The 24,713-nt window shown below is 68.3% G+C and carries 25 protein-coding genes and 2 tRNA genes; 20 read left to right on the top strand and 7 right to left on the bottom strand.

The genetic code is table 11. The annotated features are described in order from the left end of the window. The first annotated feature begins 2 nt into the window (after window positions 1-2). Genes recO through AC3B5T_RS23380 form a run of 3 tightly spaced genes read left to right on the top strand, consistent with a single transcriptional unit; the run spans window position 3 to window position 2,015 of the window. On the top strand, window positions 3-806 hold the full coding sequence (gene recO, locus AC3B5T_RS23390; protein WP_055475472.1) for a DNA repair protein RecO: 804 nt from the start codon (window positions 3-5) through the stop codon (window positions 804-806). Beyond that, entirely contained in the window at window positions 787-1,608 is an 822-nt protein-coding gene (locus AC3B5T_RS23385) for an isoprenyl transferase (protein ID WP_055475471.1), read from the top strand. Before recO ends, AC3B5T_RS23385 begins: the two co-directional genes overlap by 20 nt. After that, complete coding sequence (locus AC3B5T_RS23380; protein WP_010841219.1) at window positions 1,605-2,015, top strand: hypothetical protein; 411 nt, start codon at window positions 1,605-1,607, stop codon at window positions 2,013-2,015. The genes AC3B5T_RS23385 and AC3B5T_RS23380 overlap by 4 nt, the downstream gene beginning before the upstream one ends. Window positions 2,016-2,070: 55 nt before the next feature. Here AC3B5T_RS23380 and AC3B5T_RS23375 read toward each other — a convergent pair whose 3' ends face one another. The 3 genes from AC3B5T_RS23375 to AC3B5T_RS23365 all read right to left on the bottom strand — a co-directional run bounded on the left by AC3B5T_RS23375 (window position 2,071) and on the right by AC3B5T_RS23365 (window position 4,494). Further along, the gene (locus tag AC3B5T_RS23375; protein WP_055475470.1) at window positions 2,071-2,499 is read right to left on the bottom strand and encodes a Fur family transcriptional regulator; all 429 of its coding nucleotides are present in this window, start codon (window positions 2,497-2,499) and stop codon (window positions 2,071-2,073) included. After that, complete coding sequence (locus tag AC3B5T_RS23370; protein ID WP_010841217.1) at window positions 2,496-2,870, bottom strand: ArsR/SmtB family transcription factor; 375 nt, start codon at window positions 2,868-2,870, stop codon at window positions 2,496-2,498. Before AC3B5T_RS23370 ends, AC3B5T_RS23375 begins: the two co-directional genes overlap by 4 nt. Window positions 2,871-2,955: 85 nt before the next feature. Beyond that, window positions 2,956-4,494, bottom strand: coding sequence for a M28 family peptidase (locus tag AC3B5T_RS23365; RefSeq protein WP_055475469.1), 1,539 nt, complete (start codon window positions 4,492-4,494; stop codon window positions 2,956-2,958). Window positions 4,495-4,697: 203 nt separating this feature from the next. On the opposite strand from AC3B5T_RS23365, the gene AC3B5T_RS23360 reads away from it, so the two are divergent. The 5 genes from AC3B5T_RS23360 (at window position 4,698) to AC3B5T_RS23340 (ending at window position 10,761) form a co-directional block, all read left to right on the top strand. Continuing rightward, complete coding sequence (locus AC3B5T_RS23360; RefSeq protein WP_010841215.1) at window positions 4,698-6,083, top strand: glycine--tRNA ligase; 1,386 nt, start codon at window positions 4,698-4,700, stop codon at window positions 6,081-6,083. A gap of 135 nt (window positions 6,084-6,218) precedes the next feature. After that, entirely contained in the window at window positions 6,219-6,704 is a 486-nt protein-coding gene (locus tag AC3B5T_RS23355) for a cold-shock protein (RefSeq protein WP_055475468.1), read from the top strand. Further along, on the top strand, window positions 6,697-8,013 hold the full coding sequence (locus AC3B5T_RS23350; protein WP_035716997.1) for a deoxyguanosinetriphosphate triphosphohydrolase: 1,317 nt from the start codon (window positions 6,697-6,699) through the stop codon (window positions 8,011-8,013). Before AC3B5T_RS23355 ends, AC3B5T_RS23350 begins: the two co-directional genes overlap by 8 nt. A gap of 149 nt (window positions 8,014-8,162) precedes the next feature. Continuing rightward, window positions 8,163-10,085 carry a DNA primase gene (gene dnaG, locus AC3B5T_RS23345; RefSeq protein ID WP_044506955.1) on the top strand — a complete coding sequence of 641 codons (1,923 nt, stop codon included), beginning with the start codon at window positions 8,163-8,165 and terminating at the stop codon, window positions 10,083-10,085. A gap of 124 nt (window positions 10,086-10,209) precedes the next feature. Further along, a complete protein-coding gene (locus AC3B5T_RS23340; RefSeq protein ID WP_055475467.1) occupies window positions 10,210-10,761 on the top strand; it encodes a dihydrofolate reductase family protein in 552 nt (183 codons plus the stop codon). Between the two features lie 51 nt (window positions 10,762-10,812). Here AC3B5T_RS23340 and AC3B5T_RS23335 read toward each other — a convergent pair. Then, window positions 10,813-10,886 (bottom strand) — tRNA-Ile (locus AC3B5T_RS23335). Between the two features lie 141 nt (window positions 10,887-11,027). Here AC3B5T_RS23335 and AC3B5T_RS23330 point away from each other — a divergent pair. From AC3B5T_RS23330 to AC3B5T_RS23310, 5 genes are all read left to right on the top strand, one after another. Continuing rightward, complete coding sequence (locus tag AC3B5T_RS23330; protein WP_055475466.1) at window positions 11,028-11,741, top strand: GntR family transcriptional regulator; 714 nt, start codon at window positions 11,028-11,030, stop codon at window positions 11,739-11,741. Between the two features lie 78 nt (window positions 11,742-11,819). Next, window positions 11,820-13,247, top strand: a complete 1,428-nt coding sequence (locus AC3B5T_RS23325) for an allophanate hydrolase (RefSeq protein ID WP_055475465.1) — start codon at window positions 11,820-11,822, stop codon at window positions 13,245-13,247. A 32-nt stretch (window positions 13,248-13,279) separates the two neighbouring features. Continuing rightward, the gene (locus AC3B5T_RS23320) at window positions 13,280-13,984 is read left to right on the top strand and encodes a cysteine hydrolase family protein (protein ID WP_014927395.1); all 705 of its coding nucleotides are present in this window, start codon (window positions 13,280-13,282) and stop codon (window positions 13,982-13,984) included. A gap of 88 nt (window positions 13,985-14,072) precedes the next feature. Beyond that, complete coding sequence (locus tag AC3B5T_RS23315; protein WP_010841207.1) at window positions 14,073-15,671, top strand: permease; 1,599 nt, start codon at window positions 14,073-14,075, stop codon at window positions 15,669-15,671. Window positions 15,672-15,825: 154 nt separating this feature from the next. Continuing rightward, a tRNA-Asn gene (locus tag AC3B5T_RS23310) sits at window positions 15,826-15,898 on the top strand. Between the two features lie 87 nt (window positions 15,899-15,985). Here the strand turns inward: AC3B5T_RS23310 and AC3B5T_RS23305 are convergent. Together AC3B5T_RS23305 and AC3B5T_RS23300 are read right to left on the bottom strand one after the other, a co-directional pair. Continuing rightward, on the bottom strand, window positions 15,986-16,174 hold the full coding sequence (locus AC3B5T_RS23305; RefSeq protein WP_010841205.1) for a hypothetical protein: 189 nt from the start codon (window positions 16,172-16,174) through the stop codon (window positions 15,986-15,988). A gap of 60 nt (window positions 16,175-16,234) precedes the next feature. After that, window positions 16,235-16,627, bottom strand: a complete 393-nt coding sequence (locus tag AC3B5T_RS23300; RefSeq protein ID WP_010841204.1) for a winged helix-turn-helix transcriptional regulator — start codon at window positions 16,625-16,627, stop codon at window positions 16,235-16,237. 104 nt (window positions 16,628-16,731) lie between these two features. On the opposite strand from AC3B5T_RS23300, the gene AC3B5T_RS23295 reads away from it, so the two are divergent. The 5 genes from AC3B5T_RS23295 (at window position 16,732) to AC3B5T_RS23275 (ending at window position 20,782) form a co-directional block, all read left to right on the top strand. Beyond that, window positions 16,732-17,592, top strand: coding sequence for an SDR family oxidoreductase (locus tag AC3B5T_RS23295; protein WP_055475464.1), 861 nt, complete (start codon window positions 16,732-16,734; stop codon window positions 17,590-17,592). A 175-nt stretch (window positions 17,593-17,767) separates the two neighbouring features. Continuing rightward, window positions 17,768-18,415 carry a dihydrofolate reductase family protein gene (locus tag AC3B5T_RS23290; RefSeq protein WP_014927392.1) on the top strand — a complete coding sequence of 216 codons (648 nt, stop codon included), beginning with the start codon at window positions 17,768-17,770 and terminating at the stop codon, window positions 18,413-18,415. Window positions 18,416-18,529: 114 nt separating this feature from the next. Beyond that, on the top strand, window positions 18,530-19,282 hold the full coding sequence (locus AC3B5T_RS23285; RefSeq protein WP_055475463.1) for an isocitrate lyase/PEP mutase family protein: 753 nt from the start codon (window positions 18,530-18,532) through the stop codon (window positions 19,280-19,282). 67 nt (window positions 19,283-19,349) lie between these two features. Then, entirely contained in the window at window positions 19,350-19,775 is a 426-nt protein-coding gene (locus AC3B5T_RS23280; protein ID WP_010841200.1) for a pyridoxamine 5'-phosphate oxidase family protein, read from the top strand. A 62-nt stretch (window positions 19,776-19,837) separates the two neighbouring features. Further along, window positions 19,838-20,782, top strand: coding sequence for a hypothetical protein (locus tag AC3B5T_RS23275; RefSeq protein ID WP_055475462.1), 945 nt, complete (start codon window positions 19,838-19,840; stop codon window positions 20,780-20,782). Between the two features lie 5 nt (window positions 20,783-20,787). On the opposite strand, the gene AC3B5T_RS23270 is transcribed toward AC3B5T_RS23275, so the two are convergent. Beyond that, entirely contained in the window at window positions 20,788-21,987 is a 1,200-nt protein-coding gene (locus tag AC3B5T_RS23270) for a TetR/AcrR family transcriptional regulator (RefSeq protein ID WP_055475461.1), read from the bottom strand. Between the two features lie 200 nt (window positions 21,988-22,187). Between AC3B5T_RS23270 and AC3B5T_RS23265 the strand changes: the two genes are divergently transcribed. Then, entirely contained in the window at window positions 22,188-22,994 is an 807-nt protein-coding gene (locus tag AC3B5T_RS23265) for an enoyl-CoA hydratase-related protein (protein WP_010841197.1), read from the top strand. A gap of 82 nt (window positions 22,995-23,076) precedes the next feature. Further along, window positions 23,077-24,681: a fatty-acid--CoA ligase FadD5 gene (gene fadD5 / locus AC3B5T_RS23260; RefSeq protein WP_014927383.1), complete on the top strand. Its 1,605-nt coding sequence runs from the start codon at window positions 23,077-23,079 to the stop codon at window positions 24,679-24,681. The last annotated feature ends 32 nt before the right edge of the window (window positions 24,682-24,713 follow it).

Raw genomic sequence — 24,713 nt, 5'->3', positions numbered from 1 at the left:
CGGTGAGGTTCTACCGGGATGAGGCCGTCGTGCTGCGCCAGCACAAGCTGGGCGAAGCCGACCGCATCATCACGCTGCTCACCGCCGAGCACGGTCTCGTGCGCGCGGTCGCCAAGGGCGTGCGGCGGACGCGGTCGAAGTTCGGCGCCCGCCTCGAACCCTTCGCCCACATCGACGTACATCTGTATCCCGGCCGCAGCCTCGACGTGGTCACCCAGGTCCACAGCCTGCACGCCTTCGCCGACGCCATCGTCGCCGACTACGGGCGCTACACCACGGCCTGCGCGGTCCTCGAGACCGCCGAACGGCTCGCAGGCGAGGAACGAGCGCCCACCCGTCAGCTGCACCGGCTGACGGTTGGGGCGCTGGCCGCGCTGGCCGACGACCGCCGGCCGCGTGAGCTGATCCTCGACGCCTACCTGCTGCGCGCGATGTACAGCGCGGGCTGGATGCCGGCGCTCGAGGAGTGCGCGCGGTGCGCGACACCCGGTCCTCACCGCGCTTTCCACGTCGCCGCCGGCGGCGCCGTCTGTCTGCCGTGCCGGCCACCCGGATCGGCGACCCCCTCGCCCGGCGTGCTCGACCTCATGGAAGCCCTGTTCCGCGGTCGGTGGGATGAGGTCGTCGACGCCACGCCGTCGCTGCGTCGACAGGCCAGCGGACTCACCGCCGCGCATCTGCAGTGGCATCTGGAACGCCAGCTCCGAACCCTGCCGCTGATCGAACGCACCGCCCCTCATAGGCTGATGGAGACGGGTGTGGACACGGGCGTGAGGAGGGTCGACGATGGCGTTGCGGCCGGGTAGTTCGGGAAAGGCACGCAAGGCCGCGAGTCTCCGCGCCGATGTCCGTCCACCCGACCCGCATCCGAGCGGTGCGCGGCCACCCGCCATTCCCGCCGAGTTCGTACCGAATCACGTTGCGCTGGTGATGGACGGCAACGGACGCTGGGCGACCGATCGCGGCCTCCCGCGTACCGAGGGGCACAAGCGCGGCGAGGCCGTGCTGATGGACACCGTGTGCGGCTGTATCGAATTGGGGGTCGGCTGGTTGTCGGCCTACGCCTTCTCCACCGAGAACTGGTCCCGCAGTCCCGACGAGGTGCGGTTCCTCATGGGCTTCAACCGCGACGTCATCCGGCGCCGGCGCGACGAGATGCACGAGATGGGGGTCCGCGTGCGCTGGGCCGGACGCCGACCACGCTTGTGGCGCAGCGTGATCCGCGAACTCGAGATCGCCGAGGAGATGACCCGGGACAACACCGTGATGACGCTGACGATGTGCGTCAACTACGGCGGCCGCGCCGAGATCGCCGACGCCGCACGTGAGATCGCGCGGCGCGCGGCGCGCGGGGAGATCGATCCCGAGCGGATCTCGGAGTCGACGTTCGCGCGGTACCTCGACGAGCCGGACATGCCCGACGTCGACCTCTTCCTGCGCCCGTCGGGGGAGCAGCGGATCTCGAATTTCCTGCTGTGGCAGTCGGCGTACGCCGAGATGGTCTATCAGGAGAAGCTCTTCCCGGACTTCGATCGTCGCGACCTGTGGGCCGCCTGCCTCGAATACGCCTCGCGCGACCGGCGTTTCGGCGGGGTGAAGCCGTCATGACCGGCGCCGCGGGCCTCCTCGACCGCACGGCGGAGATCGTCGCCGAACTCGGACCCGTCGACCGTCCCGACGCCGATTCGCTCGTGGTGCAGGTCGGTCCGACACGCGCGTCGATCCGCGTGCTCACGCTGGCCGATGGGCTCGACGTGCTCGCCCTCACGCAGATGGTGGCGATGGACCTGCCCAACACCCCGTCCCTGCGCGACGACGTCGAGGCGTGCGCCGCGCAGCTCAGCTTCGGCAGCCTCCGACGATCCGATCGTGCCGGGGTCACCACAGATGTGTTGCAGTACTACACATTTCCGGCCGGGCAGCTCGACGACGTGCCGCTGCTGACGGTGTTGCACATCGTGCTCGCCGCGGGTGTCGACGCCGCCGAACGACTGGTGGGCCCGACCTCTGCTTGAGGCGACCACCCCCTCGGCTCAGGGAGCAGGGTGGAGTGTCGACAACCGTTCTCGTTCAGTCGTTTCCGGCGACCCGACAGTCACTGCATCGTCCGAAGACCTCGACGGTGTGATTGATGTCGGTGAAGCCGTGCTGGGCGGCGATCTTCGCGGCCCAGCGCTCGACCGGCTCGGCCTGCACCTCGACGGTGGTTCCGCATTCGCGGCACACGAGGTGGTGGTGGTGTCCCGACGAGCAATGGCGGTACCGGGTCTCGCCGGAGCCGTCCCACAGGACGTCGATCTGCCCGGCCTGACTCAGCGCCTGCAGATTGCGGTAGACCGTCGTCAGGCCGATCGATTCGCCCCGGCCCTTGAGGATCTCGTGGAGTTCCTGGGCGGAACAGAAGTCATCGGTGCCGGCGAGGGCGTCGGCGATCGCGGCCCGCTGGCGGGTCGAGCGGATGCCCGTGACCGGCTGCGGTCCCGAGGCGACCCCGCTCATTCGTTCACCGCTCGGGAGGTCTCGGACGGCACGGCGCGGCCGTCACTGGTCTCGTTCGCGTGGATCAGGGCGTCGCCGACGATGTGCGCGACGTGGTCGTCGAGGAGTTCGTAGGTGATCTCGCGACCGTTGCGCTGGCCGCGGACGACGCCGGCGTCCTTCAGGACGCGCAGGTGCTGGCTGACCAGTGGCTGACTCAGGCCCAGGTGCCCGACGAGCTCGTGTACGCACTGCACCCGCTCGCGCAGCGACAGCACGATCGCGACGCGGGTGGGGGAGGCGAGGGCGCGCAGGAGATCGGCCGCGGCTTCCCGCGCCGCGGCGTCGGCCGCCTCGGCAGGGTCGGGCCCGTCCAGTGGTTGGGTCGACATCGCGCTCCTCTCGCCTGGCTCGCGCCTTTGATCCGCCCATTCTAACGGAAATGGTTTTCAATCCATGTCCGGGTGTCGTGGCAGGTCAGCCGCCGTCGGCGCGTCGTCGTTCGGCGACGGGCGGCACCCCGTTCTCTCCCGCGGTCGACAACGCGTAGGTCGCCACCGCGTACGCGACCGCGGACGAGTTGACGGCCAGGAGATCGGTGTTGACGTTGTCGAGGGTGTCGCGCGCGGTGTGATAGGCGGGATCGAAGGCCTCTCCTGCCCGGCCGCCCCACATCTTCGCCTGCGCCTCGCTCTTCTTGCTCTCCGCGCCGGTGAACACACCGCCGGCGGGGATGCCCACCGCGATGAACGGGCCGTAGTCGGAGCGCCCGTCGAAGTCGTCTGGGGCAAGGGGGATCCCGCGATCGGCAAAGAACTTCTCGAAGGTCCGCTCGATGCCCCCGGAACCGTCCGGGCCGGCGCCGGCTCCCTCGCGTTCGGAGTCGTCGCCGTCGTGGGTGAAGTAGCCGCCGTTGGGCGAGGCGAGCATGTCGAAGTTCAGGTACAGGGCCACCGCGGCACGGGCGGCGGGGTCGAGCCCCCGGACGTACTCCGCCGAACCCACCAGCCCGTCCTCCTCCGCGCCCCAGAACGCGAACCGCACCCGATGCGGAACGCGGGGGGTCGAACCGAGCCGCAGCGCGGTCTCGAGCACGGCCGCAGTGCCGCTGGCGTTGTCGTTCGCGCCGGGCCCTTCGACGACGCTGTCGAGGTGCGCCCCGGCCATGACGACGTCGTCGGCGGTGCCCGTGCGAGTCTCGGCGATCAGCGAGCGCGTGCTGATCGCGGTGGTCTTCGCCTCGACCTCGAGAGTCACCGATCGTGCAGACCGCACCCGTTCGGCGTCGTCCGCGGAGATCCCGAGGACGGGGATCGACGGGCGGTCGTCCGGCCCGAGCGTGGCACCCGTGAGTGGGCCGGGCTCGTTGTTGACCATGATGGCCGCGACCGCGCCGGCCGACTGCGCGTTGCGCGCCTTGTCGGCGAAGGTGCAGGTTCCACGGACGATGACCGCGACGCTCCCGCGCACCGAGCCCGGGTAGTCGGTGCTCGCGCATCCGAGTCCCGCGACCGCCACGGGCGCGGCGGTGACCGGGGTGTCGCCGGTCCCGGCCGAGTACTCGACGATGCGCGTCGCGACCTTCAGGTCGTCGGCCGTCAGGCTCACCGGCCCGCCGTCGAAGCGCTCGTAGTCGACGGTGGGCGTGGTCACGTCGAAACCGGCCGCACGCAGCAGACCGGCGACGTAGTCCAGTGAGGCGTCGTACCCGGATGTGCCGGCCGCCCGGTTGCCGCCGTTGTTGTCGGCGATCTGCTGGAGGGCGCGGACGTGCGCCATCACGTTCTCGATCCTGACGGCGTCGCTCAGCGCGGCCGGGGTGACCTCGTCTATCGGCGGTGCGGGGGTGGGGGTGGAGACCGGTGCCGACGAAGGCCGATCGACCTCCGCGGTCTGATCGTCCCCGCAGGCCGCGACCAGCGACAGGGTCAGTACCAGGGACGCGGCGAGGGACACCGACCGGCGATACCGGGCCGGAGCGTTGACGCCGACGCGTCGTCGAGCTCGAACGATCACAGTGCCACTCTGGCAGTTCCGGTCCGCCGGTGTGTGCCCTACGGTTCGCGACAGGGGGCTCGGTTGCCGGTGCTTTCGGGAAACGGGACACCTGCTCGGTAGTCTGTACGGGTTGCCGCCTGTATCTCGTGGATGCACGCCGAGCACCGAGCGTCAGCACGACCGTCCCAGCCGAACACTCAACCCGTGGAGAGCAGTTAACCGTGGCCGCCCAGTCCAATGTGGAATCCGTCGTCAACCTCGCCAAGCGTCGGGGCCTGGTCTACCAGTGCGGTGAGATCTACGGCGGTACCAAGTCGGCGTGGGATTACGGCCCGCTCGGCGTCGAGCTCAAGGAGAACATCAAGCGCCAGTGGTGGCGCGCGATGGTCATCAGCCGTGAGGACGTCGTCGGACTCGACTCGTCGGTCATCCTGCCGCGCCAGGTCTGGGAGGCCTCCGGCCACGTCGAGGTGTTCACCGACCCACTGGTGGAGTCGCTGCACACCCACAAGCGCTACCGTGCCGACCACCTCATCGAGGCCTACGAGGCCAAGCACGGGCACCCACCGGCAAACGGTCTGGCCGATATCAACGACCCGGAGACCGGGCAGCCGGGCAACTGGACCGAGCCCAAGGCGTTCAGCGGTCTGATGAAGACGTTCCTCGGCCCCGTCGACGACGAAGAGGGCCTGCACTATCTGCGGCCGGAGACCGCGCAGGGCATCTTCGTGAACTTCAAGAACGTGATGACCACCGCGCGCAAGAAGCCGCCGTTCGGCATCGCGCAGATCGGCAAGAGCTTCCGCAACGAGATCACGCCGGGCAACTTCATCTTCCGCACCCGCGAGTTCGAGCAGATGGAGATGGAGTTCTTCGTCAAGCCGGGCGAGGACGAGGAATGGCACCAGTACTGGATCGACCAGCGCTTCGACTGGTACGTGAACCTGGGCATCGACCCGGAGAACCTGCGGCTCTACGACCATCCGAAGGAAAAGCTGTCGCATTACTCCAAGCGGACCGTGGACGTCGAGTACAAGTTCGGCTTCACCGGTAACCCGTGGGGCGAACTCGAGGGTGTCGCCAACCGCACCGACTACGACCTGTCCACGCACAGCAAGCATTCGGGCGAGGATCTGTCGTTCTTCGATCAGGCGTCGGGCGAGCGCTACACCCCGTACGTGATCGAGCCGGCGGCCGGCCTGACCCGCTCGCTGATGGCGTTCCTGTGCGACGCCTACACCGAGGAGGAAGTGCCGAACGCCAAGGGCGGCACCGATACTCGCACCGTGCTGCGGCTCGACCGGCGTCTGGCGCCGATCAAGGTCGCCGTGCTGCCGCTCTCGCGCAACGAGAAGCTCTCGCCCAAGGCCCGCGACCTCGCCGCCGAACTCCGCAAGCACTGGAATGTGGAGTTCGACGACGCGCAGGGCATCGGCAAGCGTTACCGCCGGCAGGACGAGATCGGCACGCCGTTCTGCGTGACCGTCGACTTCGACACCCTCGACGACCAGGCCGTCACGGTCCGTGAACGGGACACGATGAGCCAGGAGCGGGTCGCGCTCGACAAGGTCGCCGAGTATCTCGGCGGCAAGCTCCTCGGCGCCTGAGCGCTCTCGCGTCGCCACGGGCGTACGCTCTCGATTCCGCCTGACCTGCGGATGTCTGTCACAATTGATGGCGAGTTGTCGCGTGACGTAGGGCATGGGGTCCGGCGTGCATGCGACGAGAGAGTGAGTGGAGTCGTGTCTGTCAGCGGGAAAGTCGTTCATTACGACGCGAATCGGGGCTTCGGATTCTTGGCGCCGGAATCGGGCGGTGCCGATGTGTTCCTCCACATCAACGACATCGACATCGACGAGAACTCGTTGAAGCCCGGCGCGAAGGTGTCCTTCGACGTCGAGGAGACCGACCGTGGTTCGAAGGCGGTCAACGTCGCGGTGACCGAGGCCGCGCCCGCCGACGAAGCGGGCGCCCGGGCGCATCGTCGCGAGGATCACCACGGCCGGGATCGGGGCGAGCGGGGTGATCGCGGCGACCGCGGACGCCACGACGACCGCGGCAGCCGTCGTCCGCGCGCTGGTGGTGGTTCCCTGGACGCCGCCGCGTTCACCGAAGAACTCACCGAGCTCCTGCTCGATGCCGACGGCGCCCTCACCGCGCGGCAGATCGTGGCGATCCGGCAGCGGGTCACCGACTTCGCAGTCGCCCGGGGCTGGGTGCTTGACTAGCACCCGCCATGGGCCCGAGACCGTCGGGCATGTCCTCCCGGCGGTCGCCACCTACGCCGACGAGGCCGTCGAGCGATACGTGCCCGAGGGGGCGAAGGTCGCGAGCCTGCCCGGCACCCGGACCGATCATCGGAGCGACTTCGCCCGGGACCGCGCGCGGGTCCTGCATTCCGCCGCGCTTCGCCGGCTGGCCGACAAGACACAGGTCGTCGGCCCGCGCGAGGGTGACACCCCCCGTACCCGGCTCACGCATTCGCTCGAGGTCGGGCAGATCGGCCGCGGGATCGCGATCGGTCTCGGCGCCGAACCCGACCTCGTCGAACTCGCCGGACTCGCCCACGACATCGGGCATCCGCCGTACGGGCACAACGGCGAACGCGCGCTCGACGAGGTGGCCGCCGACCACGGCGGTTTCGAGGGCAACGCGCAGAATCTCCGGATCCTGACCAGGCTCGAGCCCAAGCTGCTCGACGCCGACGGGCAGAGCGTCGGCCTCAATCTCGCGCGCGCGTCGCTGGACGCGACCCTGAAGTATCCGTGGACCCGGCGCACCCCGGGTGGGAAGTTCGGGGCCTACGACGACGATGCCGGGATGCTCGAGTGGATCCGTCGGGATGCGCCCGGGACCCGTCAGTGCGTCGAGGCCCAGATCATGGACTGGTCCGACGACGTGGCGTACTCCGTGCACGACCTCGAGGACGGCGTGATCGGCGGGCGGATCGACCTGCGAACCCTCGGCGATCCGCAGGATCAGCGCGCGCTGGCCGACATCGGCGCCAAGGAGTTTCCCGGCCTCGACCCCGAGGCACTGGTCGACGCCGCCGGCCGACTGCACCGCATGGACATCGTGCGTTCGGTGGGTGTCTTCGACGGAACGCTCGACTCCTACGTCGCACTCAAGCGACTGACCAGCGAGTTCATCGGCCGATTCGCGTCGGCCGCGATCACCGGTACCCGCGAGGTGGTGGGGGACCGGCCGGTGTCGCGCTACGACGCCGATCTGGAAGTGCCGGAACTCATCGCGGCCGAGGTGTCGATGCTCAAGACCCTGGCCCTGCGGTTCATCTTCTCCAACGAACGCCACAAGGCGACCCAGCGTCGCCAGCGGGAGCGCATCCACCGGGTCGCGAACTGGTTCGCCGAAGCGGCGCCCGGAGGACTGGACCCGGTGTTCGTGCCGTGGTGGAACGCCGCCTCCGACGACGCCGCCCGCATGCGCGTCATCGTCGACCAGATCGCATCCATGACCGAAGGCCGGCTCGAGCGCACCGACAAGCACAACTCGGGGGCCCAGGCGCACCTGGGGTAGGCCGGGGTCCGTCGGTCCGCGCCGAAGGGGTTGTCGTCAGAGTCGGAGCCCACCCCTGGTACCCGCCCGGGACGTCGGCCCCGGTCGGGTGGACGACCGGTGTCGAGTACCAGGTCGGGCCGGCCGCGCGGCGTCACTACACTGGTCGCGTGGCAGGCCGAATTCCCGATCGCGACATCACGGCGATCCGTGAGCAGACGAGGATCGAGGACATCGTCGGCGATTACGTCGCCCTGCGCCGTGCCGGTGCCGACAGCCTCAAGGGCCTGTGTCCGTTTCACGACGAGAAGTCGCCGTCGTTCCACGTCCGGCCCAACCACGGTCACTTCCACTGCTTCGGCTGCGGCGAGGGCGGTGACGTCTACAGCTTTCTGCAGAAGCAGGAGCACGTCAGTTTCGTGGAGGCGGTCGAGCAGCTCGCAGACCGCATCGGTTACCAGATCAACTACGAGGGCGGTGGCACCGCCATCAAGCGCGACCGCGGTACGCGCGCCCGCCTGGTGGCGGCCAACGCGGCCGCCGCGAAGTTCTACGCCGCCGCGCTGCAGTCACCGGAGGCGCAGCCGGCGCGCGATTACCTGAAGGAACGCGACTTCGACGCGGTGGCGGCCGTCCGATTCGGTTGTGGCTACGCGCCCGCCGGCTGGGACACGATGACCAAGGCCCTGCTGTCGCAGGGATTCGAGTTCAGCGAGCTCGAGGCGGCCGGTCTGTCGAAGCAGGGACGCAAGGGGCCGATCGACCGGTTCCACCGCCGTCTGCTGTGGCCGATCCGCAACCTGGCCGGCGACATCATCGGCTTCGGCGCCCGCAAACTGTTCGACGACGACAACCTCGGCAAGTACATGAACACGCCGGAGACCATGCTGTACAAGAAGTCTCAGGTGCTGTTCGGACTCGACCACGCGAAGAAGAGCATCGCCAAGGGACATCAGGTGGTGGTCGTCGAGGGCTACACCGACGTCATGGCGATGCACCTGGCCGGCGTCACCACCGCGGTCGCGTCGTGTGGCACCGCGTTCGGTGAGGACCACCTGGCCCTCATCCGGCGTCTGATGATGGACGACTCGTACTTCCGGGGCGAGGTCATCTACACCTTCGACGGTGACGACGCCGGTAAAGCGGCTGCCCTCAAGGCTTTCGAGGGAGAGCAGTCGATCTCGGGTCAGACGTTCGTGGCGATCGCACCCGATGGGATGGATCCCTGTGAACTGCGTCAGGAGAAGGGCGACGCCGCCGTCCGCGATCTGATCGCGCGGCGGGTGCCGATGTTCGAGTTCGCGATCAAGGCGCTGCTCGCCGGACACGACCTCGACACGGCGGAGGGGCGTGTGCACGCCTTGCGCGACACCGTCCCGGTGGTCGCCCGGATCAAGGACATCGCTCTCCGCGACGAGTACGCGCGGCAGCTCGCCGGCTGGGTCGGGTGGGAAGAGGTCTCCCAGGTTCTCGGGCGAGTGCGCGAGGAGGGTGCCAGAATCCGGAAGGCGCAGGGCGTCAGCACTTCCGGAGGTCGGGGAAACGCGCGCGGCGCCCGTAACCGACCGGAGGCGGAGTCGGCACCGACCTCGGCGCGGCCCCAGCCCAACGATCCGCGCCTGTGGCCGCAACGGGAAGCGCTGAAGGCGGCGCTGCAGTATCCGGCGATCGCCGGCACGGTGTTCGACTCGCTGCCCGTCGAGTGCTTCAACGAACCGGCCTACGCGATCGTCCGCCAGGCGATGACCGGGCTCGGCGGGACGTCGGCCGGCATGGGTGGCGCGGCCTGGGTCGACGCCGTGCGCAATGCCGTCGACGACCCGATCATCGATCCGCTGGTGACCGAACTCGCCGTCGAATCGATGCCGGTCGACGAGGACAACATCGCCCGCTACATCTCGAGCGTGCTGGCCCGGCTGCAAGAGGTGTGGGTGGGCACGCAGATCGCCGACATCAAGTCGCGCCTGCGCCGGATGGCGCCCAGCGACGACCCGGACGGTTACAACGCGGTGTTCGGAGATCTGGTCGCTCTCGAGGCCTATCGTCGCAGCCTGCTGGAACAGGCCGTCGATCCCATCGTCGGCGCGGGCTGACGGGCTCACCGACGTCGAGAGCTGCGCGACCGATCCGCGCGTGGGCGCGACACCGATGAGTTCCCGCCTCCGCGGAGGTCTGCACCGTGGACACCCCGACTCGACCGGACGAAGGCAGGAGTACATGGCGACCACCATCTATTCGGCGACGGCATCTCTCGACGGATTCATCGCCGGGCCCGGCGGTGACATGTCCTGGCTGACGCCGTTCTTCGACGCCCCGACCGACGAACGGACCGAGGCCGCCGCCGATGCCGCCTCGCGGCTGATGCGGGGGACCGGCGCGCTACTGGTCGGCAACCGGTCGTTCGGCGGCGACGATCCCAACAAGGGAACCGACCGCGAAGGCGCGTTCGGCGGTGAATACGACGGGGACGCAGTCGTTCTCACCCACCACCCGCCTGCGGAGGCCGTCGCTGGCGTCACATTCGTCTCCGACCTCCACGATGCGGTCGAGGCCGCCGCGCAGATCGCGGGCGATGCCTACGTCACCGTCATCGGGGCCGATGTCGCGCGACAGATGATCGATCACGGGCTGCTCGACGAGGTCCTCGTGTTCTTCGTCCCGGTCTTCCTCGGTGCGGGCGTGCGACTGTTCGACCGGCCAGACGGCGGCGAGGTCCGGCTGACGCCGATCCCCGGCGAGACCGAGTACTGGTGTCGCGTCGAGCGATGAGCTCGCGCGGTGTCCGGGAACCGGAATCGAACCGTCGGTGCGGCTGATGAGTGGGGAGTGCGGGGCTCGAACCCGCGACCTACGGATTATGAGTCCGCGGCTCTAACCGACTGAGCTAACTCCCCGCGCAGATGTCGCTGCCTGCGGGAGGACAATACCGCACCTCGGAAGAACGACGACAGACGAGTGCGTGCAAAACGGTCGACTGTCGACGCCGCTACACTGGCCGCAAAATCGGGCACGAGTGTGGCGGGAAGTGGTACCAGATGACGGTCGAGGACGGGGTCGGTGGTGACCTGCCGGAGAGCCTGGTGGACGTCGCCGCGCGGCGGCTTCGTGACGCGATACTGAGCGGCGCACTCGAACCGGGACAGAAGATCGTCGAAGAGACGTTGTGTGCAGATCTCGGGATCAGCCGGGCTCCCGTTCGCGAGGCGTTGCGCCTGTTGGCGCAGCAGGGGCTCGTCGAACATCAACCGCGGCGCGGGGTCCGGGTGGCCGAGTGGTCGCCGACGGACATCCTGCAGCTGTTCGAGATCCGCCAGGTGCTCGAACGCCATGCCGTGGAAACAGCGCTACCGCTGACCGATCCCGACCGCCAGCTGGAACCCGTGCGCGAGGCGATCGACGCGATGCGTCGCGCGGGTGACGATCTGGAGCGCGACGATGCCCACCGCCGTTTCCACGCCGCGGTGGTCGCGCTGGCCGGGAACCGCCAACTCGACGTCACCCTCGCGCCGATCCTGCTGAAACTGCAACTGCCGATGGCGGTCAATCTGCGTTCCGAGACAGCTGACCATCACGGACCCGCGGACGGGTTCACCCGGCATCAGGCGATTCTCGATGCACTCGAACGCAATGACGCCGAAGCGGTCGTGGCCGCGCTCGGCGACCACGGGCATCTGCACTACCTCGGGTTGGTGTCCGCGAGCGCGGGCGAGTCCCCGGAGCACGTTCACGGGCACTTGCACACGCCCTGACCCGCCGACGGCGATGCCCTAACACGATCGACACACAGCCGTTCCGCAAGCGCCATCATTCTGTCGACAATCGACGTTATGACGAAAGCTGCCGGTCCGACGACGGGGCCCACGGTCGCCGAGATACTCGACTCGCACCTCCACGGAAGCGGGTCGCCGACCCGCACCGCGCGAGCCGTCCTCGATGCGATCGAGGCGCGAGGTGACGACGGCACCTGGCTGTCCACGGTTCCTCGGGACGAGCTCATCGCCGCGGCTGCGGCTCTCGAGAACCGTTCCGACGCACGGGACCTGCCGCTGTACGGCGTCCCGTTCGGGGTGAAGGACTCGATCGATGTCGCGGGGGTGCCCACGACGTTGTCGTGTCCCGCGTACGCGTACGTCCCCGAGACCACCGCCCCGGTGGTCCAGAAACTCCTCGACGCCGGTGCGCTGTATGTCGGCAAGACCAATCTCGACCAGTTCGCCACCGGACTCAACGGGACGCGTACCCCCTACACCGTGCCGCGCGGGGTCTACGGCAACGAGATGATCTCCGGCGGTTCGAGTTCCGGCTCCGCGCTCGCGGTGGCGCACGGGGACGTCCCGTTCGCCGTCGCCACAGACACCGCGGGATCCGGGCGTGTGCCGGCGGCGCTCAACGGCATCATCGGATACAAGCCGTCCCGCGGACTGATCAGCACGACCGGCCTCGTGCCCGCCTGCAAGTCGCTCGACTGCATCACCGCGATGACCTCGACCATCGCCGACATGGACGTGATCATGAACGTGATGATCGGCCGCGACGACGCGGATGCCTGGTCGCGTGACAGGGGAGCCCGCCACTCCGGCGGCACCCTCACCGTCGGCCTGCCCGCTCCGGCCGAACTCGAGTTCTTCGGCGACGATGCCATGCGCGACGCCCACCTGTCGTTCCGGGCGCGGTTGGCGCATCTGGCGGTGCCCGGGGGTCTCGAGATCGTCGATGTCTCGCTGGCCCCGTTCCTCGCAGCGGGGGAACTGCTGTACTCGGGGCCCTGGGTCGCCGAAAGGCTCGTCGAATTCGCCGGCTTCCTGGCCGAACGGCCCGACGACATCCACCCGGTGGTCCGCGAAATACTGCGCGGCGGCGACAAATACACCGCAGTGGACGCCTTCTCCGCACTGCAGCGGTTGCAGGAACTGCGCGCCGAGGTCGGCCGGTTGTGGCAGGAGATGGACGTCCTGGTGGTCCCCACCATCGGCCGCACCTTCACCGTCGACGAGGTGCTCGCCGAGCCGATCGCGACCAACACGATGCTCGGTCACTACACCCACTTCGGGAACCTGCTGGACCTCACCGGTGTCGCCATCCCGCAGGGTCTCACCTCCGACGGGCGGCCGCACAGCGCGATGCTCCTCGGCGATGCGCTGACCGACGACGCCGTGCTGCATCTGGCGGCCGCACTCCTCGACGAGCCGCGCGCCCGACCGGCGGATGACACGCCGGCACGCGCCCCGATCACCTCCGCCGCTCCGACCCCCTGAAGTCCGACGACACCGTCCCCCGAAGGAACCCCATGTCCGACACCGTCACACTCGACGCGCAGCCCGGCCCCATCGAACTCGACCTCGCGCACACCGCCCTCATCATCATCGACATGCAACGGGACTTCCTGCTGCCCGGTGGTTTCGGCGAGACGCTGGGCAACGACGTCAGTCAGTTGCAGCGTGTCGTCGCTCCGCTGGCAGGTCTGCTCGACGCCGCCCGCGCGGCCGGCATGCTCATCGTCCACACGCGAGAGGGGCACCTGCCCGATCTGTCGGACTGTCCGCCCGCCAAGCTCAACCGCGGGCTCCCGTCCAAGCGGATCGGTGATCCGGGAGCCTTCGGCCGCATCCTCATCCGGGGCGAATACGGCCACGACATCGTGGACGAACTCGCACCGCTCGACACCGAGGTCGTCATCGACAAGCCGGGCAAGGGCGCCTTCTATGCCACGGAGCTGGCGGCGATCCTGGCCGACAACGACATCACCCAGTTGCTCGTCACCGGTGTGACCACGGAGGTCTGCGTACACACGACAACGCGCGAAGCCAACGATCGAGGGTTCGAGTGCGTCGTCGTATCCGATTGTGTCGGTTCGTATTTCCCTGAGTTCCAGCGTGTCGGACTGGAGATGATCGCCGCGCAGGGCGGCATCTTCGGCTGGACCGCACCGAGCGAGGACGTCATCACCCTGCTGACGCCCGCCACCGCTGAGGACGTCGTCGGTTCGGCGTGAGCCGTCCGGGACCGACGACTCCGATTCCAGACCCCTTCTCGAGACACCGGCGTCTCGTACTCCCAACTCGACCACCCCGGAGGAAGTCATGAGCGCCACCACCGATCCAGCCCCTACGGCCGACCCGCCGTCACCCCCGCAGCAGTCCAAGGTCGCCTGGTGGACGCGCGGGGACACCAACGCGTTCTTCGGTCTCGGGTTCAACATCCTGGTCAACGTGCTGACGCTGACCGGACTGATGATCGGGGTGATCGGTCTCAGCGCGGAGAACGTCCTCGGTACCGTGCTGCCCGCCCTGGGGGTGGCTCTGATCCTGGGCAACCTGTACTACACCTTCCTGGCACGACGCCTCGCCGCGCGTGAGGGACGCGACGATGTGACCGCGCTGCCCTACGGTCCGAGCGTGCCGCACATGTTCATCGTGGTGTTCGTCGTGATGCTGCCGGTGTACCTGAACACCAACGACGCGATCCAGGCGTGGCAGGCCGGTCTGGCGTGGGCGTTCATGATCGGCGTCATCGTGATGATCGGCGCCTTCGTGGGTCCCTACGTCCGCAAGCTCACCCCGCGAGCGGCGATGCTGGGAACCCTGGCGGGCATCTCGATCACCTTCATCTCGATGCGGCCGGCCGCGCAGATGTGGGAGGCGGCGTGGATCGGCCTCCCCGTGCTGGCGATCATCCTCATCGGGTTCTTCACCGACGTGAAGCTGCCCGGCAACATCCCGGTCGGCCTGGCGGCGCTGCTCGTCGGCACGGCGATCGGCTGGGCGGGCGGGTACATGTCCGTGCCCGACCTGACCTCGGCGGTGGAGAACGTCGCGATCGGCATCCCGGATCAGCGTTTCGATCTGCTGTTCAACGGACTCGGTGATCTCGCACCCCTGCTGGGCACCGCCATACCGCTCGGTGTCTACAACTTCACCGAGGCGATGAGCAACGTGGAGAGCGCCGCGGCGGCGGGGGACAACTACAACCTGCGCAGCGTCCTGCTGGCCGACGGTGCCGGCGCGTGTATCGGTGCGGCTTTCGGGTCTCCGTTCCCGCCCGCGGTCTACATCGGACATCCCGGCTGGAAGGACGCGGGCGGGCGCGCGAGCTACTCCCTGGCGAGCGGTGTCGCCATCGGACTGTTGTGCTTCCTTGGCATGTTCGGAGTGCTCAACGCACTGTTGCCGGTCCCGGCGATCGTCCCGATCCTGCTGTTCATCGGCTTGCTCATCGGCGCTCAGGCCTTCCAGGCGGTGCCGCGCCTGCACGCGGTCGCGGTGGTGGCGGCACTGCTGCCGAACCTCGCCGAATGGGGTCGAGGGCTCATCGACAACGCGCTCGCGGCGGCCGGCACCACCGCCGACGAAGTGGGTATGGAGGCGCTCGGCGGTGCCGGGGTGATCTACGAGGGCCTCAAGACGCTGGGCGAGGGTGCGGTGCTCGTCGGTCTGGTCCTCGGCACCATCGTCACGTTCATCCTCGAGAAGAAATTCCACTACGCCGCGATCGCCGCGTCGGTCGGCGCCGTCCTGTCGTTCATCGGCCTGATCCACGCGCCCGAGGTGTCGTGGGCGGCGGCCCCCGCGGTCGCGCTCGGCTACCTTCTCTTCGCAGCAGTGTGCATCGCGCACTGGTTCCTACCGGGGGCGCGCACGCCCGTGGTGGTCGACGAGTCGGACGTGGTCGCCGGTCACTGACCTCGATGACCAGGTGGTCGGGCCGGTGTGACACACCGGCCCGATCGCACCGATATCTGCTGACCGCGCGTTTTGTTCTCCGGCGCGACCATGCGCTAGAGTCTGACCTCGGTTCTGGTGAAGCATCCGCGGGTGCCGAACGGAGCCGGAGCAATCCCCCATAGCTCAATTGGCAGAGCATTCGACTGTTAATCGAACGGTTACTGGTTCGAGTCCAGTTGGGGGAGCAGAAGAGCCCGTCACCTGCGAACGCAGGAGACGGGCTCTCTTCTTCTGTCGTGTGGCTCGTCCACCCAGGGCCCCGGCCCGCCGAGTTATTCGCGGGGGTAATCCTCGGGGTCGGTCTCGACCTCGGTGGCCTGCTCGGCGGCGTCGGCGTCGTTGGCATCGAACGGCACGGTGGGCTCCGCCGCCTCGGCGGGGTCGGGGTCCGTCGGCTGGGCTTGCTCGATCGCGTCGGCCTCGTTTGCCTCGATCGGCAGGTCGGCTTCCGGTGACGTCATCGGGTTGATCCTCTCGTCGTCGAACTCCTACGTATCCACGTGTACCCGACGAGATGGAATTCAGTCTCCGCCGCTGTGTCGCCCGTCGTACTGCGCCTGCGCGTCCCGGACGACGGGCATGTTGTCCTGCACGAGTTCGATCAGTCCGCTCAACTGGTCGGCGACCTGGCGGCCCAGCGGGGTGAGGTGATACTCGACCTTCGGCGGGATGGCCTCGAGGACGGTGCGTACGATCATGCCGTCGCGCTCGAGGTTCTGCAGGGTCTGCGACAGCATGCGTTCACTCACGCCGTCGACGCGTCGTCGCAAGGCGCTGAACCGATAGTTACTCTCTCCCAACGCCATCAGCACGAGGCTTCCCCAGCGACCGGTGACGGTCTGCAGCGTCGTCCGAGATGAGCAGTCTCGGGCGAAGACATTCGCTTCGAGGGACTCGTCGCTGGTCTCGGTCACGTCCTCAACGGTAGTCGAAGCGACGAGATCTTGCTAACACATCGTATTGCACTTACTAAAAGTTAGTGCATACTGGGGCGACCACCACCCAGAAAGAGGACACCATGACCACAGCAGTGACCGGCGCGACAGGACATCTCGGCGGACTCGTGATCGAGGAACTACTCGCTCGTGGCGTCGCGGCCACCGACGTCGTCGCGATCGTCCGGGACGAGTCGAAGGCGTCGAAGCTCGCGTCGCAGGGCGTCTCGGTCCGCGTCGCCGACTACGACGACCCGGAGTCGTTGCGGACCGCACTCGCCGGAGTCGACAAGCTGCTGCTCATCTCGGGCGCCGACATGGGCCGACGTGTCGCCCAGCACACCAACGTGATCGAGTCCGCGGAGGAGAACGGCGTCGCACTCATCGCCTACACCAGCCTGCTTCACGCGGACACGAGTGGCTTGAGCCTGGCCCCTGAGCATGTCGCCACCGAGGCCCGGCTGAGCAAGTCGCCGGTTTCCACCGTGATCCTGCGCAACGGCTGGTACTGGGAGAACTACCTGGCGGCCATCCCGCAGGCGGTGTCGACCGGGACGCTCTTCGGGGCGGCCGGTGAGGGAAGGCTCGCGGCCGCTGCCCGTGCCGACTACGCGGCCGCGGCCGCGGCTGTCCTCACCGCCGATTCCGATCAGGCCGGCAAGGTCTACGAGCTGGGTGGGGACGAACGGCTGACGTACGGAGAGTTCGCCCGCGCGATCGGTGAGGCGGCGGGTTCGACCGTAGAGTACCGCGACCTCTCGGAGTCCGATTACCGGGCGAGTCTGGTCGGCGCGGGCCTGCCCGAGCCGGTCGCCGCGATGCTGGCGAGCTCGGACGCGGGGATCAGTCGCGGCGAACTCGACACCACCTCCGGTGATCTCCGGTCGCTCATCGGCCGGTCGTCGACCCCCGTCGCCGACGTCATTGCCCAGGCGCTCGGCTGACGCTGCTTCGCTGTCGCCGCCTCCGGTCATCCGTATCGGTCACCTCCGTCGTGGGTCCGCAGGCGGCGATCGCGGCGTGGATCATCCGGTCTGCGCCGCGGCGATGAGTTTTCCGGCGCCACCGGGTCTGTCCGCATATATTGCTCGTGCCGACAGACGACGGGAATGCCAAGCCATGCCGCAACTACTCAGAGTCCAGAACTTCTCCATCTCGCAGGACGGGATCGGGGCGGGGGAGAACCAGACGTTCGAGCGTCCCTTCGGTGACCGCGTCGAACCCTGGGAACTGATGTCATGGGCGGGTGCCACCGCCGGCTGGCCCAATCGGACCGACCCGGGTGGCACGCGGGGCCTCGACGACTACTTCACGCGCGACTTCTCCCACAACATCGGCGCGGAGATCATGGGCCGCAACAAGTTCGGCCATCAGCGCGGCCCGTGGACCGACCATGAGTGGCAGGGTTGGTGGGGCGACGAACCGCCCTTCCACACGCCCGTCTTCGTGCTGACGCACCACGTGCGACCGTCGTTCACGCTCGGCGACACCACTTTTCACTTTCTCGACGCGACACCCGCCGAGGCTGCCGAGCAGGCGAAGGCCGCGGCCGACGGCAAGGACGTACGCATCGGCGGCGGCGTGAGCACCGTGCGGGAATTCCTCGACGCCGGCCTCATCGACACCCTGCACATCGCCGTCGCGCCGGTCACGATCGGGGAGGGGCTGAAACTCTGGGAGTCGCCCGAGGAACTCGAGGACCGGTACCACCACGAGTCGGTCCCCAGCTCCAGCGGGGTCACTCATCACCTGTTCTGGCGCGAGTAGCGCCGGCCGGCCGGCCGCTACCCGGTTGCGTTTTGTCCCGGCATCCGGGACAAACCACAACCGGATGGCGGCGGCGGTGGAATGCGATCGCCGATCGGCGTAGTTGTAGGGACCATGACGGAACTCTCCAGCAAGGCCACGACTCTGCTCGACCTCCACCAGCCCGGAAATCCGGTCATCCTGCCCACGGTCTGGGATGCGTGGTCGGCGAATCTCGCGATCTCCGCGGGGTTCACCGCGCTCACGGTCGGCAGTCATCCGGTATCGGACTCCATCGGCAAACCCGACAACGAGGGCATCACATTCGATGAGCTGACCACCCGGATCCGGCAGATCACCGCCGCCGTCGACGTCCCGATCTCCGTCGACATCGAATCCGGCTACGGGGAAGACCCGAAGACACTCATCGACGGCTTGATCGCGGCCGGCGCGGTCGGCCTGAACATCGAGGACACCGTGCACAGCGAGGGCGGTCGCCTCCGCGAGGCGCAGGAGCACGCCGACTTCGTGGGCGCATTGCGGGCCGCGTCCGACGCCACCGACGTCCACGTGGTCATCAACGCGCGTACCGACCTCTTCGTGAAGCAGGTCGGGGACGAATCCGATCGCGTCGACCGCGCCATCGAGCGACTGAAGCTGGCCGCCGAAGCCGGTGCGGATGTGTTGTACCCGGTCGGTTTCCACGAAGACGCCACGCAGAAGCGGCTCACCGCGGAGCTGCCGTTGCCGGTCAACGCGATCGGGCATCCGACCAAGAACTCGAAGTCGGCCTTGGCCGAACTCGGCGTCGCCCGGGTCAGTTTCGGGCCGATCTTCCAGATGGTGCTCGCCGAGCGCGCCGCCGAGGTACTCGAACCCTGGAAGTAGCCAGAACATCCCGTCCGGGTCGAAAGAACACGGACGGGATGTCGGTGGTGCGGTCTACCGTCGGCACATGGCACTCACGAAATCCGAACGAGAAGCGTTCCTGTCCGAACCCCACGTCGCGGCGTTGTCGGTGGAGGCCGAGCCCGGCCGGGCGCCACTGACCGTCCCGGTCTGGTACCAGTACGAGCCGGGTGGACGTCCCTGGCTGCTCACCGGGACCGAGTCGCGCAAACTGCAGCTCATCCGGGCAGCCGGGCGTTTCACGCTGATGGTCGACGAGGTGACGCCGCGGCTGATGTACGTGGCCGTGTCGGGGGATGCGGTCGACATGGTCGCCGGCACTCGCGCCGACCTCCAGGAGATGGCGGCGCGCTACCTCCCGCCCCAGGCGGTGGACCCCTACGTGGAGATGGCCGAGAAGGACCACGGCCCGCAGACGAAACTGTTCCTCGAGCCGAAGCAATGGGTGTCTCTGGACCTCGGCAGCCTCTGATCGTCGGGCACTGATCCGGCAGCGAGACGAACCGGCCGGGAACGTCTCGCTACATTGAACGCATGCCGAAGCCGCGTTCCACGTCCGACCAGCCCGACGCCGGGGGCACCGCACCCGGTGCCGAGTCCGATCAGTCCGTCGACCCCGGCTCGGCACAGGCGAATCCCCCCAGCGACGCCGCGGAGGTGAACCCTCTCCACGGCGCCGAGTTCCTGCAGGCCAACCGCAGCAACCGCGACAAGTACCGCGCCGAGGCCGAGGCCAAAGCGGAGAAGGCGGCTCGCAAGGCCGGTCGCAAGCGTGGCTCGGAGGGTTCGGGTCCCGCAACCCGTTCGGCGGCGACCGATTCCGCAGGCCCGGACCCCGCCGCGCCCACCGACGACCCGCCCACCGACGACCCGAAGTCCACCGACACCGATGCGGACCGCACGCCGCGCAAGATCGACCCCGCGGCGTCCGGTCGTCGTGGCTCTCGGTGGACCGGATGGACCTCGGCGGTCGGCGCCCGGCCCTGGGCCGTGATCGCGCTGATCGTGGCGGTCATCGCCCTCGCGGCGTCGACCGCGGTACTCGCGGTGGCCTATGTGGACGCCGACGAGCGGGCCGAGACGAGCGCGTCGGCCGGCGCCACGTCGTCGCTGCTCGAGACGGCGCGCCGGTACGCGGCCGAGATCTCCACCTACAACTCCGCCGATTACGCCGACCTCGACCGGCGCATCCGGGAGATCTCGACGCCCGCCTTCACCCAGACCTACATCGAATCCTCGCAGGACGCGAGACGCGGATCGACTGCGGCCGAATCGGTCTCGACCGCGAAGGCCGACAACGCCGGCATCATGTCCGTCGACGACGGCAAGGCCGTCGTGCTGGTGACGCTCGACCAGACGCTGAAATCGCCCCAGACCGCCCAGGAGTTTCCCGAGGGATTCCCGTACCAGTCGCGGGTCAAGGTCACTCTCGTCGAACAGGACGGCCGCTGGCTGATGGACGACTTCGCGGTGCTGTAGGGGCGTCAGTCGGCCACGTGTGGGCCGAGCAGTATCCGCATCGCGAGCGCTTCGATCCGCTCGGGCGAGGGCGGCGGGGACTGGCGCGACAGGTCGGTCACCACGTCGAGTGCCGCGTGCACGAGGAACCGGGCCTGTGAGAGCGACAGTTCCTCGCGGTCCCGGGTGAGCCACGTGGCGAACTCGTCGACGGTGATCCGTTGCTGATTGCGCAGTTCGGCGCGAGCCTCTGGGGTGGTGTGCCCGATCTCGGTCTCGTAGATCGAGATCAGATCCGTTGTGCTGGAGCTCAATCGGATGTAGGCGGCGAGTATCGCGACGATCGCCTCCCGGGGCGTCGTCGATGCGGCGAGGGCGTCGGCGATCGCAGACGTGACCCGATCGGTGGCGCGCCAGAACGATGCCTCGAGGATCGCGACCTTGCTCGGGAAGTGGCGGTACACGCCCGACGCGGGCAGGTCGGCCGCGTGTGCGATGTCCTCGATGGTGACGTCCCGGAACCCGCGGGCGGCGAAGAGTCCGATGGCCTCGGTCAGGATGACCTCACGTTTGGCGGCGGGGGCGAGTCCGGTGACCGTCGGTCGTTCGCGAGCGGTGGGGGCGGGTAACCCGACGTCGAGCAGGCCGATCGCGGCGCCGGACATCAGCGCCGTCGCCTCACGGGCGGGCAGCGCGGCGCGGTGCGTCGTGGGACTGGCCGCGACGCTGATGATCGCCGCGGCGACGAGATTGGCGTCGGAGTCGTTCAGCGACGGCCGCAGTCGCCGGGCGGCCGCCCGCACGCGACGGTGCTGGTGCACGACGACGTCGCGGACGATCGCGACGTCGGCGGGCTCGAGGTACCGCGATTCCCAGCGATACAGCCCGCCGCGGCGCCGGTTGTCGAACGAGGTGGCGGTGATCGCCTCGAGGAGCGCGTGCAATTCCTCCGGGGACCCCTCGGGGACGGTGTCGAGTACGTCGCGCAGGCCGGTGGCGAGTTCGGCGGTGGTCTCGGCGAACAGTGCGTACTTGTTCGGGAAGTGCCGGTACAGGGCCGGCGCGGAGATGCCGACGGCCTCGGCGATGTCGTCGAGTCGTACCGCGTGATATCCGCCGTCGCTGAACGCCTTCGCCGCGGCGTCGACGATCATGCGTCGCCGGTCGGCGGGGCGACGACGCCGGACGCCCGGGTCCGGGCGTGACGTCTGCGGGCGGGCGGTCATGACGACACAGCCTAGCCGGAGACCACGTTCTCGTGACAGATTTCCGGACCAGACGGTAAAACCGCAGTAGAGGAGCACAAAACGATCTGATAAGTTAACGAGAATTCTCGTGATCTGCGTCGCATTGTGATAGTAGTCTAGGCGATGGCACAGATGCGGGGCACTGTGTCTATCGGAACCGGCATGAATGGGGAGTGGTAGTGAGCGACGAGATCACGCACGACGGAGTGGTGACGTCCGTGGACGATTCCGGGATCGGACGTCTGACGATTTCTCGACCGGAACGGATGAACGCCCTCGACGGCCGGGCCGAAAAGGCGATCGAGGAGACCTTGTCGGAGTGGTCGAAGCGGGATGACGTCCGCGTCGTCGTGATCGACGGCGCCGGTGGCAGTTTCAGTGCCGGTGCCGACGTCCGGGGGTTCGCCGAGCGGTCGACCGAAGGTGGCGCGTCCGGCTTCACCCGGGAACAGGCCCGGGCGATCATCTCCGGTGGCTCCGCCCTCGTACGTGCCGTGCGTTCGGTCCCGGTCCCGGTGATCGCCTCCGTCGACGGCGCGGCTGCCGGGATCGGTGCGTCACTCGCACTCGGCGCCGACCTCATCTACACGACGGCGCGGTCGTACTTCCTGCTCGCATTCGTCAACATCGGTCTGATGCCCGACGGCGCCGCGTCGATGTCGTTCGCCACGGCGGTCGGTCGCGTACGCGCCAACGAGCTGGCACTCCTCGGCGAGAAGCTGCGTGCCGCAGAAGCTCTCGAGGCCGGACTCGTCAACGGGGTCGTCGACGACCGTGCCGCGCTCGACGAGGTGGTCGGCACTGTGGCCCGAAAGCTGGCGGGCAAGAGTGCCGCTGCGCTCCGGCTCACGAAGGCCGCGCTCGACGCGCACACGATGTCCGGTTTCGACGCCGCCATCGAGCGAGAACTCGACGGCCAGACCGAACTGCTCCAGTCCCCGGAGTTCCAGGCGGCGATCAGTGCCTTCGCCGGCGCCTCCCGGTGATTTTCGCGCCACGCCGGAAGAACCACACACCACCCGTCCCGACCCCATCACCACCAGAGAAGACAACGAGGAGACCGATCGTATGACCGCGACCGTCGACACCTTCAGCGACCTGGCCACCGAGCCACTGCGTTCGCGCCGCAACCACTGGAACAACCAGATCCGCCGCCACGCCTTCATGACCCCGGACAAGCCGGCGCTGAAGTTCCTGGGCAACGTCACCACCTGGAAAGAACTCGATGAGCGCAGCCGGGCGTTTGCCGCCGCGCTGAGCCGACGCGGCGTGCAGTTCGGTGACCGGGTCCTGATCGTCCTGCTCAACCGCTCGGAGTACGTCGAAGCGGTTCTGGGCGCCAACCTGATCGGCGCCATCCCCGTGCCGGTGAACATCCGGATGAGCCCGGCCGAGGTCGCCTTCCTCGTCAACGACAGCGGTGCCAAGGTGATCGTCACCGAGACCCTCCTCGCGCCGCTGGCCGACGCCGCGGGCGCCGCCACCGGCGCGATCGAGCACACCATCGTGGTCGGCGGATCGGACAAGGAGAATCACCTCGACTACGAGTCGCTGGTTGCCGAGGATTCGTCGGATCTCGAGGAGATCGACGTTCCCGAGGACACCGTCGCGCTGATCATGTACACCTCGGGCACGACCGGAAAGCCCAAGGGCGCCATGCTCACCCACACGAACATGCAGGCGCAGGCCGTCACCTGTCTGCAGGCTCTGCAGACCCGGTCCGATGACATCGGCTCCTGCGTCGCGCCGATGTTCCACATCGCCGGCCTCGGCGCGATGGCGCCACTGTTCTACATGGGTGCGCTCTCGGTGATCCATCCGCTCGGTGCGTTCGACCCCGACGACATGCTCGACACGATCGAGAAGGAGGGCACCACCTCGATCTTCCTGGTGCCCGCGCAGTGGCAGGCCGTCTGCGCCGCGCAGCAGGCCAAGCCGCGCGACCTCAAGCTGCGGGTGATCAGCTGGGGCGCCGCCCCGGCGTCGGACACGGTCCTGAAGGCGATGAACGAGACCTTCCCGGAAGCGCTGAACGTCGCCGTCTTCGGGCAGAGCGAGATGTCTCCGATCACCTGTGTGCTCGAGGGCCGGGACGCGCTGCGCAAGATCGGCTCGATCGGCAAGGTCGTCCCCGCGGTCACCGCCCGCATCGTCGACCCCGAGGGGAACGACGTGGCGCAGGGTGAAGTCGGCGAGATCGTCTACCGGGGCCCGAACATGATGAAGGGGTACTGGCAGAACGAGCAGGGCACCGCCGACGCCTTCGCCGGCGGCTGGTTCCACTCCGGCGACCTGGTCCGCGCGGACGAGGAGGGCTTCCTCTACGTCGTCGACCGCGCCAAGGACATGATCATCTCCGGTGGTGAGAACATCTACTGCGCCGAGGTCGAGAACGTGCTCTTCGGTCATCCGAGCATCACCGAGGCGGCGATCATCGGTCGGGCGCACGAGAAGTGGGGCGAGGTGCCGGTGGCCGTGGTGGTGCTGGCCGACGGAGTCGACGACCTGACCCTCGCCGACCTCGAGCCGTACCTCAACGAGAACCTCGCCCGGTTCAAGCATCCGAAGGACATCGTCATCGTCGACGAACTGCCGCGCAACGCCGGCGGCAAGGTCGTCAAGCCGACGCTGCGTCAGAGCTACGGCAGCAAGGACGCCGGCCTCTCCGACTGACGCCACCCTCCAGACCGACACCCTCCGACCTG

The organism is Gordonia sp. G4, from assembly GCF_057770005.1.
Note: the sequence above shows the minus strand (reverse complement) of the source record. Positions and strands in the feature narration are given on the sequence as shown.

Coding starts and splice junctions, on each gene's coding strand:
- AC3B5T_RS23315 (WP_010841207.1), top strand. CDS start 14,073: ATGAGCGCCACCACCGATCCAGCCCCTACGGCCGACCCGCCGTCACCC.
- AC3B5T_RS23385 (WP_055475471.1), top strand. CDS start 787: ATGGCGTTGCGGCCGGGTAGTTCGGGAAAGGCACGCAAGGCCGCGAGT.
- AC3B5T_RS23320 (WP_014927395.1), top strand. CDS start 13,280: ATGTCCGACACCGTCACACTCGACGCGCAGCCCGGCCCCATCGAACTC.
- AC3B5T_RS23330 (WP_055475466.1), top strand. CDS start 11,028: ATGACGGTCGAGGACGGGGTCGGTGGTGACCTGCCGGAGAGCCTGGTG.
- AC3B5T_RS23280 (WP_010841200.1), top strand. CDS start 19,350: ATGGCACTCACGAAATCCGAACGAGAAGCGTTCCTGTCCGAACCCCAC.
- fadD5 (WP_014927383.1), top strand. CDS start 23,077: ATGACCGCGACCGTCGACACCTTCAGCGACCTGGCCACCGAGCCACTG.
- AC3B5T_RS23370 (WP_010841217.1), bottom strand. CDS start 2,870: ATGTCGACCCAACCACTGGACGGGCCCGACCCTGCCGAGGCGGCCGAC.
- AC3B5T_RS23340 (WP_055475467.1), top strand. CDS start 10,210: ATGGCGACCACCATCTATTCGGCGACGGCATCTCTCGACGGATTCATC.
- AC3B5T_RS23290 (WP_014927392.1), top strand. CDS start 17,768: ATGCCGCAACTACTCAGAGTCCAGAACTTCTCCATCTCGCAGGACGGG.
- AC3B5T_RS23295 (WP_055475464.1), top strand. CDS start 16,732: ATGACCACAGCAGTGACCGGCGCGACAGGACATCTCGGCGGACTCGTG.
- AC3B5T_RS23275 (WP_055475462.1), top strand. CDS start 19,838: ATGCCGAAGCCGCGTTCCACGTCCGACCAGCCCGACGCCGGGGGCACC.
- AC3B5T_RS23285 (WP_055475463.1), top strand. CDS start 18,530: ATGACGGAACTCTCCAGCAAGGCCACGACTCTGCTCGACCTCCACCAG.
- AC3B5T_RS23375 (WP_055475470.1), bottom strand. CDS start 2,499: ATGAGCGGGGTCGCCTCGGGACCGCAGCCGGTCACGGGCATCCGCTCG.
- AC3B5T_RS23325 (WP_055475465.1), top strand. CDS start 11,820: ATGACGAAAGCTGCCGGTCCGACGACGGGGCCCACGGTCGCCGAGATA.
- AC3B5T_RS23305 (WP_010841205.1), bottom strand. CDS start 16,174: ATGACGTCACCGGAAGCCGACCTGCCGATCGAGGCAAACGAGGCCGAC.
- AC3B5T_RS23270 (WP_055475461.1), bottom strand. CDS start 21,987: ATGACCGCCCGCCCGCAGACGTCACGCCCGGACCCGGGCGTCCGGCGT.
- AC3B5T_RS23380 (WP_010841219.1), top strand. CDS start 1,605: ATGACCGGCGCCGCGGGCCTCCTCGACCGCACGGCGGAGATCGTCGCC.